The organism is Kitasatospora sp. LaBMicrA B282, assembly GCF_050325825.1.
Classification (GTDB): Bacteria; Actinomycetota; Actinomycetes; order Streptomycetales; family Streptomycetaceae; genus Kitasatospora.
Genome location: NZ_JBNQTI010000192.1, coordinates 1 through 14,875 on the forward strand (window position 1 = coordinate 1; position 14,875 = coordinate 14,875).

Consider the following 14,875-nt stretch of genomic DNA (forward strand, 5'->3'; position numbering starts at 1 on the left):
GACCCCGTCCACGGTACGGACGTGCGAGCCCAGCGCCTCCCAGAGCCGCTCGTGCCGGCCCTCGCGGATCAGGTGCAGGTCCAGCTCACCCAGCGTCGGGGTGAACCGGTAGCCGTCCTCCTGGGTCAGTGGCTTGCCACCCGGGTAGCTCACCAGCAGCTTGTAGTCGGGCAGTTGGGTGATCGGAAGGAGTGCCGCGAACAGGCCCTCCGGTCCCGGCACCAGCGCGAGCGGGCCGGCCGGCGTCAGCAGCTCGACCCGCTCGGCCCCCGGCCGCAGCACCCGCACCGCCACGCCCTGTTCCACCGGGTGCACGCCGAGCACGGCGTGGGGATCGTGGTGCGCCCCCGACAGCAGCCGCTCGACCTCGGCCGGTGCCGGCCGGGCGTCGGGGAGCTGGAGCGGACTGGCGAGCTGCATGGTCACGGGAACGGGATCCTCTCGGGGTTTCGGGAAGGACGGCGAGCGGCGGGGCCGGTCCGGCGGATCCGGCCCGGCCTCAGCGCCCGGCCACCAGGCGGTGGACCGCGGTGAGCGGGATGGGCAGCCACTCGGGCCGGTGACGGGCCTCGTAGACGGCTTCGTAGACGGCCTTGTCGGCCTCGAAGGCGCGCAGCACCACCGGGTGGCAGTACGGGTCGACCGAACCGCCGGCCGCGTAGCCGGCGATGAAGGCGCGCCGGCCACGGACCGCCCAGGCCTGGGCCCGCCGGGAGTGCCGGATGCGGGCGGCCTGGGACTGCGGCAGCGGCTCGTCGAGCCGGCCGAAGTCCTCGGTCAGCACGGTGCCGAGGGCCTGTTCGGCGGCGTACTCGAAGGACCGCAGCATGCCGGCCACGTCGCGCAGCACCGGTTGCGGGCGGTCCTGGGCAGTGGTCGGCCGGCCGGGTTCGCCCTCGAAGTCGATGACCTTCCAGCCGGTCTGGGTCCGCAGCACCTGGCCGAGGTGCAGGTCGCCGTGGATCCGCTGGCCGGCCAGGCCGCGCCCCTGCGAGGCGACCCGGGCGAAGTCCTCGTAGAGTTCGGTGATCCGGCCGGCGTAGGGCTCCAACTGCGGAACCGTGTCGACTGCTTCGCGCAGCCGGACGATCAACTCGTCGGCCTGTCGGCAGATCTGCTGCTGGGTCAGGTTCCGGCAGGGGAAGTGCCGGGCCAGCAGGCGGTGCACCTGGGCCACGCTGCCGCCGAGCGCGTAGGCGTCCGCGCTGAAGCCGCCGAGCCCGAAGCTGCCCTGCTGGCCGCGCAGGCTCTCGGCGGCCTGGCCCACCGCCAGGTCCCAGCCGCTGCCGTCGGCGGGCAGGAACTCCTGGAGCACGCCGAGCACGGTGTCCCCGGTGTGCAGCCGGCCCACCAGCCGCGGGGTGGCGGTGCTGCCGCCCGCGGTCAGCGCCGACAGCACCTCCACCTCGGGGTGGGCGCCGGGCTGGGGCTGGCGGAAGAACTTGAGCATCAGCCGGTTGCCGTAGACCACCGAGGTGTTGCTCTGCTCGACGTCGAGCAGCCGCGGGGTGAGGCCGGCCGGCACCGAGCCCGGGCGGGTGAGGGTCAGGCGCAGCGAACGGCTGCGGCTCTGCTGGGTGCGCTCCAGCACCAGGCCCATCAACTCCGGGTCCTCGCTGGCCTCGTACAGCCACCAACCGTCCCACCGCCCGCCGACGGCCTGTCCGATGAGCGCGCCGGCCAGCCGGGCCGGCAGCCGCCGGCGCAGGCCGAGCAGCAGCTGGTACCGGCGCGCGGCCCCCGAGGTGTGCTGGGCGTCGAGCAGCGCGTGGACCAGCACGGCCGAGCGGTCCTGGGAGGTCAGCACGGAGTCGCTGATCGGGCGCAGGTCCTGCAGGCAGCCGCTCTCGTGGGTGAACCAGCGCCGGGTGACCAGCCACGGCAGCAGCGCGGGCAGCAGCGGTCGCAGCAACTCGTCGCCCTGGAGGGCCGGTTGGTCCTCGGCCGCGAGGCAGGAGGGGCAGCCGGCGGTGACGGTGGGCATGTCATATGTCCTGACGGGTGGTGAGGATGTGGGCGGGACCGAAGCCGGGGTCGAGCCGGACGTAGTTGCGCCGGCCCCAGAGGTAGATCTCGCCGGTGAGCTCGTCGCGGACCTTGGTCTCCTCGGGCAGGTCCAGGCTGACGGTGGCCTCGTGGGTGTGGTGGGGGTCGAGGTTGACCACGGTGATGATGCGGTCCTGCTCGCCGTCCGCGCCCGTGGCGGCCTTGGAGTACGCGATCACGTGGTCGTTGTCGGTCTCGTGGAACCGCAGGTCGCGCAGCTGCTGCAGGGCGGGGTGCGCGCGGCGCAGCCGGTTGAGCGTGGTGAGCAGCGGGGCGAGGGTGTCGGGGCGGGTCCAGTCGCGCGGGCGCAGCTCGAACTTCTCGGAGTGCAGGTACTCCTCCGAGCCGGTGTGCACGGGGGTGTTCTCGTAGTGCTCGTAGCCCGCGTAGACGCCCCAGCTGGGCGCGAGGGTGGCGGCCAGCACGGCGCGCACCGCGAAGGCGGCCCGGCCGCCGTGCTGGAGGTAGGAGTGCAGGATGTCGGGGGTGTTGGTGAACAGGTTGGGCCGCAGGTAGCCGGCCGTGTCACCGGCGAGCTGGGTGAAGTACTCGGTGAGGTCGTTCTTGGTGGTGCGCCAGGTGAAGTAGGTGTACGACTGGTGGAACCCGACCTTGGCCAGCGTCTCCAGCATCGCCGGGCGGGTGAAGGCCTCGGCCAGGAAGACCACGTCCGGGTCGGTGCGGGCGATGTCCGCCAGCACCGCCTCCCAGAAGTTCACCGGCTTGGTGTGCGGGTTGTCGACCCGGAAGATCCGCACCCCGTGGCCCATCCAGAAGCGCAGGATCCGCAGCGTCTCTCGGACGATGCCGTCGAAGTCCTGGTCGAAGTTGATCGGGTAGATGTCCTGGTACTTCTTCGGCGGGTTCTCGGCGTACGCGATGGTGCCGTCCGCGCGGTGGGTGAACCACTCGGGGTGCTCGGTGACCCACGGGTGGTCGGGGGAGCACTGGAGGGCGAAGTCCAGGGCGACATCCAGGTCCAGCGCGGTGGCCTCGGCGACGAAGTGGTCGAAGTCCTCGATGGTGCCGAGGTCGGGGTGGACGGCGTCGTGCCCGCCCTCGGCCGAGCCGATCGCCCACGGCGAGCCCACGTCGTGCGCGCCGGCGGCCAGGGTGTTGTCCGGGCCCTTGCGGTAGCTGCGGCCGATCGGGTGGATCGGCGGCAGGTAGACCACGTCGAAGCCCATCGCGGCGACGCCCGCCAGCCGCCGGGCCGCGGTCCGCAGGGTCCCCGACACCGGCGGGGTCACCGTGGTGTCCGCGCCCTCGGAGCGCGGGAAGAACTCGTACCAGGACCCGTACAGCGCCCGCCGGCGGTCCACCGTCAGCTCGTACTCCGCGGAGCGGCTGAGCAGGTCCCGCAGCGGGTAGCGGGCCAGCACCGCGGTGACCCGCGGCCGGCGGGTGGCCCGCCAGCGCTCCTCGGCCGGGCGCTCCCGGTCGCGCAGCACGGCGACGGTGCCCAGCAGCAGGCTCCGGCCGCGCCCGCGGGGGACGTTCTCGGCCGCCCGGGCGAACAGCTCGGCGCCCTCGGCCAGGGTGAGTTCGGCGTCGAGGTCGGCTGGGACCTTGACCGCCGCGCGTTTCTGCCAGCCGGTGATCGGATCGCTCCACGACTCCACCTGGTACCACCAGCGGCCCGGCACGGTCGGCGTGACCCGGGCGCTGAACCGGTCGGTGCCGGGGGCCACCTCGCGCATCGGCGTCCACGGGCCGCGCCGGCCGCCGGGGCCGCGCAGCACCACGTTGGCGCCGACCGCGTCGTGGCCCTCGCGGAACACCGTGGCGGAGACCTCGAAGGTCTCTCCCGCCGCCGCCTTGGCCGGCCACCGGCCGCCCTCCACCGCCGGCCTGACGTCGAGGACCGGGATCCGGCCGATCGGCTCGGACCGGTGGCGCACTCGGGAGGCGGCGGTCGGACGAGGGCGGCGGACGACACGCTCGGTCATGGCGTAACTCCTCTCGTGGGGGCGGAACTCGGGGTGGCGGGGCGCGGCGCGGGTGCCGCGCCCGGCGGGGTGGGACTCAGGCCCGCCGGCCGTGCCGGGCGACCTGCTCGATGATGGTGCGGGCGAACACGTGGCAGTCGTTGCCGGTGCGGGCGGTCACCAGGTCGCCGTCGATCACCACGTCCTGGTCGACGTAGATCCCGCCCATGTTCCTGAGGTCGCCGAGCAGGTTGTTGTGCACCACCGCCTTCCGCCCGCGGATCACCGCGGGGATCGGGGCGGCCAGCCACATGCCGTGGCAGATGATGCCCTTGACGATCGCCGGGTCGGCGAAGGCCCGGCGCAGGAAGACCGCGGCCGGCGGCAGCTTGTCGATGTCCTCGGTGTAGCGCAGCCGGTCCGCCACGATGCCGGCCGGGACGATGACCGCGGAGAACTCCTTCAGCCCGTACTCGTCCAGGTCCTCGAAGGACTCGGTCACCTCGAAGGGCATCCGGTGCTCGTGGCCGCGGAACACCAGCCGCTCGCCGCCCCAGAGCCGGGTCAGGAAGTGCACCTCGCCGCCCTCCTCGGCGAACCGGCGCTGGTAGTACAGGATTTCGGGTTCGTAGAAGTCGCTCTCCATGAGCACGGCGATCTTCCGGCCGGTCAGCCGCATGGCAGGTGCCCCCTTCCGTGGGTTGTCGGGCTGGGTCAGGAGGAACGCTCGACCACGAGGTCGATCAGGAACGGGCCGGGGTGGGCCAGCGCCTCGGCGATGGCCGGGGCGATCTGCTCGGGCTTCTCGACCCGGACGGCGCGCACGCCCAGCGACTCGGAGAGCGCGGCGAAGTCGATCTCGGGCCGGGTCAGGTCGAAGATCTCGGGGAAGGCGTGCGGCTCGATGCCCTCGGTGTTCCAGTACTGCTCGATGTTGTTGTCGAGCAGCTTGTAGCGGCCGTTGTTGCAGATCACGAACTTGGCCGCGATGTCGTAGCGGGCGGCGGTCCAGAGCGCCTGCACGGTGTACATCGAGCCGCCGTCGCCGGTGAAGCCGACCACGGTCCGCTCGGGGTGGGCGAGCTTGGCGCCGATCGCGCCGGGGATGCCGACGCCCAGCGAACCGCCGCGGGTCTGGAACCAGTGGCCGGGGGTGTTCGGCGGCAGGTAGCGGAAGATGCCCGGCGAGCAGGTCAGCGCCTCGTCGAAGAGGATGGCGTCGGCGGGCAGCCGGTCCGCCAGCTCGCGGCCGAAGGCGGCCGCGGAGAGCGGCAGGTCGCCGGCGGTGCGGGCGTCGCGCTCGGTGGCCTCGGCCAGCGCGGCGGCCTTCTCGGCGCCCCAGCGGCGCAGCCGCTGCGCGGCGGCCTGCTGCTGCTCGGGGGTCAGCCGCTGCTCCAGCGCGGTGGCGAGCCGGCCCAGCGACTGCTTGGGGTCGGCGACGATGCCGAGGTCCACCGGGAAGTTCTTGGCGATCGCGCCGCTGTCCAGGTCGACGTGGACCACCGGGGTGCCGGGGGCGAAGACGCCGTCGAGGTTCGGGAAGACCTCGGGCAGCACGTAGGTGCCGACGACCAGCACCGCGTCGGCGGCGGCGGTCACCCGGCTGCTGACGGTGCCGAACATGTGGCCCAACTGCCCGCGGTAGGCGGGGTGGTCGGCCGGCAGGTTGACCTCGGCCCAGTCCGCGCCCCAGACCTCGGCGCCCCAGACCTCGGCCAGCTGGGCCAACTCCTGCTGGGCGCCCGAGAAGTGCACGCCGTCACCGACGATGACCAGCGGGCGCTCGGCCCCGGACAGCAGCTCGGCGGCGCGCGCCAGGCTCTCCGGCGCCGGGATGACGGCGGTGTCCAGGTAGGAGGTGGGGACCACCGGCTCGTCGGTCATGCTGTCCATGACGTCGGCCGGCAGCACCACCATCACCGGGCCGTAGGGCGGGGTGGCGGCCACCTTGAAGGCGCGCCGCAGCACCCGCAGGGTGGACTTGGGGTCCACCACCCGGGTGGCCCACTTGGTCACCGGCTTGGCCATGCCGACCAGGTCGGCGGCCATCTGGGCCTCCATGCTGTCGTACGCCAGGCCGGCCTCGCCGACCAGTACGACCATCGGCGCGTGACCGCGCATCGCCTGGTAGAGCATGCCGATGCCGTTGCCGAGGCCGACCCCGGAGTGCAGCTGGACCAGCGCCGGCTTGCGGGTGGCGCGGGCGTAGCCGTCGGCCAGGCCGACCACCCCCGCCTCCTGGAGCGCCATGACGTACTCGATCTCGGGGAAGCCGCGCAGTTCGTCCAGGAAGCCCTGCTCGACCGTTCCCGGGTTGCCGAACATCCGGGTGACGCCGTCGGCCTTGAACTGTTCGAGCATCGCCACGCGTGCGGGCCTGCTGGCCATGGGGTCTGCCTCTCCTTCGTGCCTTGGTGCCGAAACTGGTGGGACGGGTGCGACTGTTGGGAGGCCGGGGGCAGGGCGGGCGACCGCCCTGCCCCCGGAGCCGACGCGGCGTCAGCCGGTCGGGTCGGCGGTGCGGGTCAGGCCTTGAAACCCCACTGGCGCAGACCCTTCTCCAGCACCTCGACGACCTTCTGGCCGGTGAGGTAGGAGTCCGGCGTGGAGCGACCGGTGATGAACGGGTAGTCGACGATCACCGAGGTCTCCTTGCCGAAGTTGCCGTGGAAGGCGCCCTCGGGAGCGGTGGCGTCGCGCAGGATGTACTCCAGCGGGTACGGCGGCGGGCCGATCACGAAGTCGGTGCCCATGAAGCCCGTGCCGTCCTTGTAGTCGTACTCGATGCAGTGGCCGGTGACGTGCTTGTTGCGGATGATGCTCTGGCGGTGCTCCTGCTCGCGGGCGAAGGCCAGGGCGGCCACGCCGTAGCACTCGGCCGCGATCGGCAGGTCCAGCTCGTAGAAGGCCAGGATCAGGTCGTGCACCCGCCAGTTGTTGGCGAGGTCGACGATCGGGCCGCTGCCGCCGACGATCAGCAGGGCGTCGTAACGGTCGGCGATCTGCTGCTGGACGTGCTCGCGCTTGGTGTTGTACATCTCCCAGGCGCGCAGGAAGTCGTTGCGGCTGCGGTAGGGCCGGTCGGGCAGCCAGGAGGAGAGGTCGAGCGGGTTGTCCAGCCGGCTGGAACGGTCCAGCTGGGCGACCTTCTCGGCCATCTCGGTGCTGGTGACCGAGCGGCCCAGCGGCGGGTCGATGTACTCCGGGTCCATGCTCGGCGGCAGGGCCACCGCGCGCTTGCCGGTCGGGGTCGCGAAGGTCACCTCGTAGCCGGCCTTGTCGAACGTCTCCAGCGGTCCGACGAGTTCCTCGCCCCAGTATCCGTACTCCGAGAGAACAATGAGGATTCGCTTCTTCGCCATCGGCGATTGTCTCCTTCGATCTACCCGTGATTCGGGTCGGATGCCGCGGTCGATCGCTTGCGGCAGTTCTGTCTAACAGGCCCTCAGGAATGGCCGCCAGACCTACCGCCGGGTTCGCCGGGATACTGTGAAGTCGGTGAAAGGACTTCGGCATGTCACGGCCGCTGGGCAGCGGAGGTGCCGAAGGACAGGGGGGGACTTGCGACAGTACGGGCCTTGTCGCAGTGGACTGTTGACGGCCCGGGACGGCGATTCTAGCGTCCCTTTCAGGCCGTTGACGCCAAAAGCCGAAAGTGGAGGAAGTAATGGCCGACACCATTTCCGGACAGGGTTCGGAAATCAGGGAATTCGCGCAGCAGTGGTTCGATCTGCTGAGCCGGCACGACCCGGTGGAGGACCTGCTCCCGCTGGTCGTCGACGAGGGCCTGGAGATGGCCTTCCCGGAGCGCACGCTGCGCTCCCACGCGGACTTCCGGGACTGGTACACCGTGGTCGGCGAGGCCTTCGACGACCAGAGCCACGTGCTGGAGCAGTTCACCGCCCGGGAGCAGGACGGCCGGGTCGACATCGAGCTGACCGTGGTCTGGGCCGCCAAGCACCTCGCCGAGGGCACCCGGGCCGCCTTCCGGGTGCAGCAGAGCTGGCAGCTCACCCGCGAGCCGGCCACCGGCGCGCTGCGGATCAGCCACTACCAGGTGGGCACGCTGACCCCGGTCCCGGACGCCGCCTGATGGCGGCCGACTACATCGTCGTCGGGGCCGGCTCGGCGGGCAGCGCCGTCGCCGCCCGGCTCAGCGAGGACGGCGGCAACCGGGTGGTGCTGCTGGAGGCCGGCGGCTGGCCCGAGCGGGAGGAGCTGCACCGCACCGACGCGGGTGCGCTGCTCACCCTGCTCACCGCCGAGTGGAGCCCGAGCATCGACTGGGGGTACGCCACCGAGCCGGAGCCGCAGTTGGACCAGCGGGCGATCCCGGTGGCCCGCGGCCGGGTCGCCGGTGGCTGCAGCGCGGTCAACGCGCTGATGTGGGTGCGCGGCAGCCGGCAGGACTACGACGGCTGGCGCGACCTCGGCAACCCGGGCTGGGGCTACCAGGACGTGCTGCCCTACTTCCGCCGTTCCGAGGACTACGCCGGCGGGTCCTCCGCCTGGCGCGGCGCGGGCGGCCCGGTGCAGGTGGCCGCCCCGGCCGAGCCCTCGGCGCTGGCCCGGGCCTTCGTCGGCGCGGCCGACGAACTGGGCTACCGCAGCGGTCCGTTCGACTACAACGCCGAGCAGCAGGAGGGCTTCGGCTTCCACTACCAGCACAGCCGCACCCCGGACGGGCGCCGGGCCAGCACCGCGACCGCCTACCTGCGGCCGGCCCTGGCCCGCCCCAACCTCACCGTCGAGACCGGCGCCCAGGCCACCCGGCTGCTGCTGGAGGGGAGCCGGGTCACCGGCGTCGAGTACCTCCAGGGCGGCCGGCTGCACACGCTGCGGGCCGAGCGCGAGGTGGTCCTCTGCGCGGGCGCCTTCGAGAGCCCCAAGCTGCTGATGCTCTCCGGCATCGGCCCGGCCGGGCAGCTGCGCGGCCTCGGCATCGAGGTGGTCCAGGACCTGCCCGGCGTGGGCGAGAACCTGCAGGACCACCTGTTCGCCCCGGTCTGCTACGAGTCGCTGCAGGAGTTCCCGGCCGAGTCGCCGCTCTCCGAGGCCGGCCTGTTCACCCGCACCAGCGGGGCCGACGCCGGGCGCGGGCCCGACCTGCAGTTCACCTTCGGGCCGGTCAAGTTCCTGCCCGCCGGCGCCCCCGCCGAGCTGTGGGAGGGCCCCGGGTTCACCTTCGCGCCGATCGCGCTGCTGCCGTCCAGCCGCGGCACGGTGCGCCTGCGGGACACCGACCCGCTCTCCAACGCGGTGGTCCGGGCCGACTACCTGGCCGCCGCGGCCGACCTGCGGGTGCTGGTCGAAGGCGTGCAGCTGGCCCGCGAGCTGGCGCACACCCCGGCCTTCGACGAGTTCCGGCTGCAGGAGTACGGCCCCGGCAAGGAGGCCACCTCCACCGCCGACCTGGAGGCCTTCGTGCGGGCCAACGCCACCACGCTCTGGCACCCGGTCGGCACCTGCCGGATGGGCACCGGCCCGGACGCCGTGGTCGACCCGCAGCTGCGGGTGCACGGGATCGACGGCCTGCGGGTCGCCGACGCCTCGGTGATGCCGACGATCGTGGCCGGCAACACCAACGCCCCCAGCGTGATGATCGGCGAGAAGGCCGCCGACCTGCTCCAGCACTGACCGACCTCCCGCACGACGGATCAACGGATCCACCTTCCCGAAAGGACGGGCCAGATGGCCGACCAGCAGGCGAACCTCGACCTGTACCACCGCTTCCTCGACGCGCTGAACCGCAATGACGCCAAGGAGATCGAGGCCGTCATCGACCCCGCGTTCAAGGACCATCACCCGGGCTTCGACATCGACAGCCTGGCGGTCTACCAGGAGGCGCTGAAGGGCGCCCACGAGGCGCTCGACCTCAAGGGCGAGCTGGAGGAGGCCTTCACCGTCGACGACAAGATCGTCACCCGGGTGAAGCTCACCGGCACCCACCGCGGCGAGGTGCTCGGCATCCCCGCCACCGGCGTGGCGGTCAGCTGGACCACCACCGAGATCTGGCGGGCCGAGGGCGGCCTGCTGGTCGAGCGCTGGGCCCAGGACGACCTGCTCGGCCTCAAGGCCCAGCTGGCCCGCGCCGCGGAGAACGTGGCCGTGGTGCAGCGGGTCAGCGACGCCGTCAACGCCCACCGCTACGACGACCTCGACGAGCTCTTCGGCCCCAGCTTCCACGACAACAACCCGGCCTGGAGCGTGGCCAGCCTCGAGGAGCTCAAGGGCATCATCATCGGCGCCCACGAGGCGCTGGACTTCCACGCCCACCTGGACGCGCTCTACGCGGCCGACCCGGACAAGGTGATCATGCACATCACCTTCACCGGCCGGCACGTCGGCCCGTTCTTCGGCATCGAGCCGACCGGCAAGGAGGTCACCTGGACCAGCCTGGAGGTCTACCGCCTGGAGAACCTCAAGGTGGTCGAGCGCTGGGTGCAGGCGGACACCGCCGGCCTGATGCGCCAGATCGGCGTCGAGCTCCCGTAGTCGGCGGGCCGCGCCCCCACGAACCGAACCTTCCGCCGCAACCGAGCGGTGCGAGCCGCTCCCCAGGAGACAGTCATGAGCACCAGGGACGTCATCAACCGCTACTACGAACTGGCCGCCAAGGGCGACTGGGACACGTGGTGCGACCTGTTCGCCGTCGACACCGTGATGGACGAGCAGCTCGCCGGCCACGTCGAGGGCCGCGAGACGCTGCGCGACATGATGCGCGGATTCCCGCAGATGTACGCCGAGTTCGCCAACACCCCGGTGCACGTCGTGGTGGACGGCGAGCAGGCGGCCGTGGTCTCGCACATCTCCGGCCGGACCCACTCCGGCATCACGATCGAGGCCGAGGTGTGCAACTACTTCCGCGTGGTCGGCGAGGAGATCGTCTACATGGCGAACTTCCACGACAGCGTGCCGTTCGCGCCGGTCCTCGGGAAGTGAGGCCGCGATGAGCGCGATCGACACGCTGCGCTGGGCGCACGTCGGGCTCAACTGCCGCGACCAGGCGGCCACCGAGGAGTTCTACACCCGCTGGTTCGGCTTCCGCCGGGCCCGGCTGGTCACTGGCGAGGGCTGGCAGGTGGTCTTCCTGCGCCGCGGGGAGGCCTGGCTGGAGCTGTTCGGCAGTGACGCCGAGCCGGCCCCCGCCGCCAAGGACGACGGCCCGGCCAACCCCGGCACGGTGCGCCACCTGGCCTTCCAGGTCGACGACGTGGACGCCTTCCTGGCCGAGGCGAACGGCGAACTGCCGATCTCGCTGGGCCCGTTGGGCTTCGACGAGTACATCCCCGGCTGGCGCACGGTCTGGGTCCAGGACCCGGACGGCGTGGTGATCGAGGTCAGCCAGGGGTACACCGACCAGTCCGCCGAGGAACTGCGCCAGCAGGCCTGAGGCCGGGCCGGCCCGCCCGCACGCACGAGCAGCGGCGGGCGGGCCGGCCCTTTTTCTCCGCCCCCGGGACGTGCTGTGTGCATGCAGAGAGGGTGACGCAACACCATGAACCACCACCGTCGGCACGACGGGAAGGTCGACGGGCTCCGAACCCGCGCCACCTGGGCCGAACTCTTCTACGACATCGTCCTCGCCTTCGGAGTCAGCCAGACCACCCACATCCTGGCCCACAAGCCGAGTTGGGAGACCTTCGGCGAGGCGCTGCTGGTCCTCACCCCGCTCTGGTGGGCGTGGGTGGACGTGGCCCTGGCCGTCAACACGGTCGAGGAGACGCACGTCGAGCGACTGCTGCTGCTGGCCGCGGGACTGGCCACCTACGGGATGGGCGTCGCCGCCCCCCGCGCGATGAGCGGACACGGCGAGGCCGCGCTCTTCGCACTCTCCTTCCTCCTGCTACGGCTGTTGATGGGCGAGGCCACCCGGCGCGAACGCCCCTTCGCCCGCACCATCCACCCGTACTCGGCAGGACTCACCTTCGCGCTCGCGCTGATCGGCGGCGCCTTCCTGGCGCCCGGCCCGCGGGCGGCCGTGTGGGCCGCCGCCATCCTGGCCGAGGCGGTGCTGCCGGCGCTGATGAGCAGCCGGCTGCACGGCATGACCTACAGCGCGGCCCATCTGCCCGAGCGCTTCGGCCTGTTCATCATCATCGCGCTCGGCGAGAACATCCTCACGGTCGGCGCCGGGGCCTCCACCGGGGCGCTGACCGGTGCGCTGATCGCCGCCCTGGTGCTCAGCTTCGTGATCGGCGGCGCGCTCTGGTGGCTCTACTTCCACCTGGCCGCCCCGGCCGTGGAGCACTCGCTGCGCACCCACCACACCCCGGCCACCGTGGTGCGCGACGTGCTGGGCTACGGCCATCTCGTCCTGGTGACCGGCCTGTTGCTGGTCGCCGTCGGCACCGGGCGCACCGTCGCCCACCCGACCGACGTCTCGCACGACCCCACCGCGGCCCTGCTGCCGATCGGCGCGGCCATCTTCGCGCTGACCTTCGGCTACACCCGCTGGCGGATGTTCGGCGCCGCCTCGGCGACCCGGATCGGGGTGGGCCTGTGCCTGCTCGGCCTGGCCGCCGGCGCCCCCTTCCTGCCCGCCATCGCCACGCTGGGCGCCACCGCCCTGCTGCTGGTGGGCGTCAACGGCCTGGAGCACTGGTTGGTGGCCACCGGCCGCACCGTGCCGCTGGTCTTCCACCGGGCCGAGCCCTTCGGGGCGCGATCAAATCAGGATCAGATCCATTCAGCAAATGGCGAGTTGACGTAGTGCCGGTATCGACCTTTCACAGTGTGCCGTCGGGCGGCTGTCGGCGGGAACGGGTACGGCCGGCTGGATAGCGTTTCCGTCGTAAGCCCCCCACGCCCGAGCTCCGGCCGCCACGCCGTCCAGCGCGGCGGCCGGGCGGGACGCGGGCGGCCGCGGTGCGGGCCTATCCAGCCGATGTCGACCCCCCGGATTCTGCTCGACGTGCACCGAAAACCACTTGCGAAACGAGGTCCCATGAATCCTCGAAACTCCACCCCCGCTCTGCTCGCACTGGCTCTGGGCTATTTCAGCCTGGGGACCATCTCGCTCGCCGTCGTCGGGCTCAACGCCCCGGTCGGCAAGAGCCTGCACGTCGCCCCGGCCAGTGTGGGCCTGCTGGTCACGGTCTTCGCGCTGACCTTCGCGATCTCCGCACCCAGTGCCCCCGCACTGTTGAAGGGCATGGACCGCAAGAAGGTCCTGCTGCTCGGCCTCGGCCTGCTCACCGTGGGCGGCGTGGCCAGCGCGGTGGCGCCGAACTACGACGTGATGGTGGCGACCCGGGTGCTCGGCGCGCTCGGCGCCGGCATCTTCGGCCCGGCCTCCTCGGCGGCCGGTGCGGCCATCGTCGCTCCCGAGCGGCGGCACCGCGCGCTGGCCACCGTGTTCGCCGGCATGACCGCGGCCTCGGTGCTCGGCGTCCCGCTCGCCTCCTTCCTCGGCTCGACCCTGAGCTGGCGCCCGGCGCTGGCCGGCGTGAGCGCGCTCTCGCTGGTCGCGCTGGTGCTGGTGGCGGTGCTGGTGCCGGAGATCCCGGCCGGTGAGCCGCCGACCGCCGCCGCCTACCGGGCCGCGCTGCGCACCCCCGGGGCGCTGCCCACCGTCACCACCACGCTGCTCTTCATGGCCGCGCAGTTCACCGTGTACGCGGTGGCCGGCGCCTACCTGGCGGCCCGCTTCGGCGCCTCCGCCGGCATGGTCTCGATGACCCTGATGGCCTTCGGCGTCCTCGGCGTGCTGGGCAACGGCCTGGCGCCGCGGGTCAGCGAGAAGCTCGGCGGCACCCGCACCATCACCCTGTCGCTGACCGGGCTCGCCGTGGCCCTGGCCGCGCTGATCGTGGTGCCGAAGGTGGCGGTGGTGGGCCTGCTGCTGTTCGCGGCGTGGGCCTTCTTCAGCCAGATGTACCAGGCCCCGCAGCAGGCCCGGCTGATCCACATCCTGCCCGCCCACCCGGGGCTGATCCTGGCCCTGAACGCCTCCGCCCTGTACCTGGGGATGAGCCTGGGCAGCCTGCTCGGCAGCACCTTCCTGTCCCCGGTCGGCGCCACCCTGATGCCGGCCCTGGCGCTGGGCCTGCTGGCCCTGGCCTTCGGCACCCACCTGGCGTCCGGGCGCAGCAGCCGCACCACCGAGACTCCGGCGCCGGCCCCCGCCGCGCAGCCGGTCCCCGCGCGGTCCTGATCCCGACCGGATCCGGCCGGTTCCGACCGGTCGTGACCGCACCCTGACCACCCCGACCGAACCGTGCCCCCGCGGCACACCGCACCGAATGGAGTGACCCCGATGTCCGAGCAGAACAAGCAGCTGGTGACCGACTACCTGGAGACCGTCTGGAACCAGGGCAAGGTCGAGGAGGCCAAGCGCTTCGTGGCCGAGAACCTCATCCAGCACAACCCCAACCTGCCCGACGGCCTGGAGCCGCTGGTCGGCTTCCTGGGCGGCTTCAAGACCCAGGTGCCGGACGGCAAGTTCGCCATCGCCCGCACCGCCGCCGAGGGCGACCTGGTCTTCGTGCACAGCCACTTCACCGCCGCGCCGGGCCACGCCGGCATGGCCGTGGTGGACGTCTTCCGCATCGAGGACGGGCTGATCGCCGAGCACTGGGACCTGTCGACCGACGTTCCCGAGACCACCGCGAGCGGTCACCCGATCGTCTGATCCCCCCTTCGCTGCCCGGAAGCACCAACGCACGGCGCTTCCGGGCAGCGCCCTTCCCCCGACACCCGTACCACCAGTCCCCGGAGGCACACCGTGACCCCGATCGACCAGCAGACCATCCTCATCACCGGAGCCACCGACGGCCTCGGGGGGGGGGGGGGGGGGGGGGGGGGGGGGGGGGGGGGGGGGGGGGGGGGGGGGGGGGGGGGGGGGGGGGGGGGGGGGGGGGGGGGGGGGGGGGGGGGGGGGGGGGGGGGGGGGGGGGGGG

At 72.4% G+C, this 14,875-nt stretch carries 14 protein-coding genes; 8 read left to right on the forward strand and 6 right to left on the reverse strand.

The features are described 5' to 3' along the window. The 6 genes from ACQRUO_RS33940 to ACQRUO_RS33965 all read right to left on the reverse strand — a co-directional run. Window positions 1-420, reverse strand: a 420-nt coding sequence (locus tag ACQRUO_RS33940; RefSeq protein ID WP_428320006.1) for a GlgB N-terminal domain-containing protein, incomplete at its 3' end; no start/stop codon positions are given. A gap of 79 nt (window positions 421-499) precedes the next feature. After that, window positions 500-1,984: a maltokinase N-terminal cap-like domain-containing protein gene (locus ACQRUO_RS33945; protein WP_428319993.1), complete on the reverse strand. Its 1,485-nt coding sequence runs from the start codon at window positions 1,982-1,984 to the stop codon at window positions 500-502. Window position 1,985: 1 nt separating this feature from the next. After that, on the reverse strand, window positions 1,986-3,995 hold the full coding sequence (locus tag ACQRUO_RS33950; RefSeq protein WP_428319994.1) for an alpha-1,4-glucan--maltose-1-phosphate maltosyltransferase: 2,010 nt from the start codon (window positions 3,993-3,995) through the stop codon (window positions 1,986-1,988). Window positions 3,996-4,071: 76 nt separating this feature from the next. Further along, entirely contained in the window at window positions 4,072-4,653 is a 582-nt protein-coding gene (locus ACQRUO_RS33955) for a DJ-1/PfpI family protein (protein WP_428319995.1), read from the reverse strand. A gap of 35 nt (window positions 4,654-4,688) precedes the next feature. Then, window positions 4,689-6,362 carry a thiamine pyrophosphate-binding protein gene (locus tag ACQRUO_RS33960; RefSeq protein WP_428319996.1) on the reverse strand — a complete coding sequence of 558 codons (1,674 nt, stop codon included), beginning with the start codon at window positions 6,360-6,362 and terminating at the stop codon, window positions 4,689-4,691. A gap of 137 nt (window positions 6,363-6,499) precedes the next feature. Then, the gene (locus ACQRUO_RS33965; protein WP_428319997.1) at window positions 6,500-7,336 is read right to left on the reverse strand and encodes a type 1 glutamine amidotransferase domain-containing protein; all 837 of its coding nucleotides are present in this window, start codon (window positions 7,334-7,336) and stop codon (window positions 6,500-6,502) included. 305 nt (window positions 7,337-7,641) lie between these two features. Here ACQRUO_RS33965 and ACQRUO_RS33970 point away from each other — a divergent pair, with 305 nt between their 5' ends. From ACQRUO_RS33970 to ACQRUO_RS34005, 8 genes are all read left to right on the forward strand, one after another. Further along, entirely contained in the window at window positions 7,642-8,067 is a 426-nt protein-coding gene (locus tag ACQRUO_RS33970) for a nuclear transport factor 2 family protein (protein ID WP_428319998.1), read from the forward strand. Beyond that, window positions 8,067-9,611 (forward strand): GMC family oxidoreductase, encoded by a 1,545-nt coding sequence (locus ACQRUO_RS33975; protein WP_428319999.1) that lies wholly within the window; start codon window positions 8,067-8,069, stop codon window positions 9,609-9,611. Before ACQRUO_RS33970 ends, ACQRUO_RS33975 begins: the two co-directional genes overlap by 1 nt. A gap of 54 nt (window positions 9,612-9,665) precedes the next feature. Then, window positions 9,666-10,469, forward strand: a complete 804-nt coding sequence (locus ACQRUO_RS33980) for an ester cyclase (RefSeq protein WP_428320000.1) — start codon at window positions 9,666-9,668, stop codon at window positions 10,467-10,469. 75 nt (window positions 10,470-10,544) lie between these two features. Further along, window positions 10,545-10,916, forward strand: a complete 372-nt coding sequence (locus tag ACQRUO_RS33985; RefSeq protein WP_428320001.1) for a nuclear transport factor 2 family protein — start codon at window positions 10,545-10,547, stop codon at window positions 10,914-10,916. A gap of 7 nt (window positions 10,917-10,923) precedes the next feature. Beyond that, entirely contained in the window at window positions 10,924-11,367 is a 444-nt protein-coding gene (locus tag ACQRUO_RS33990) for a VOC family protein (protein WP_428320002.1), read from the forward strand. 105 nt (window positions 11,368-11,472) lie between these two features. Beyond that, entirely contained in the window at window positions 11,473-12,687 is a 1,215-nt protein-coding gene (locus tag ACQRUO_RS33995; protein WP_428320003.1) for a low temperature requirement protein A, read from the forward strand. A gap of 234 nt (window positions 12,688-12,921) precedes the next feature. Beyond that, window positions 12,922-14,130, forward strand: a complete 1,209-nt coding sequence (locus ACQRUO_RS34000) for an MFS transporter (protein ID WP_428320004.1) — start codon at window positions 12,922-12,924, stop codon at window positions 14,128-14,130. 102 nt (window positions 14,131-14,232) lie between these two features. Beyond that, a complete protein-coding gene (locus tag ACQRUO_RS34005) occupies window positions 14,233-14,607 on the forward strand; it encodes a nuclear transport factor 2 family protein (protein ID WP_428320005.1) in 375 nt (124 codons plus the stop codon). Window positions 14,608-14,875 lie beyond the last annotated feature (268 nt).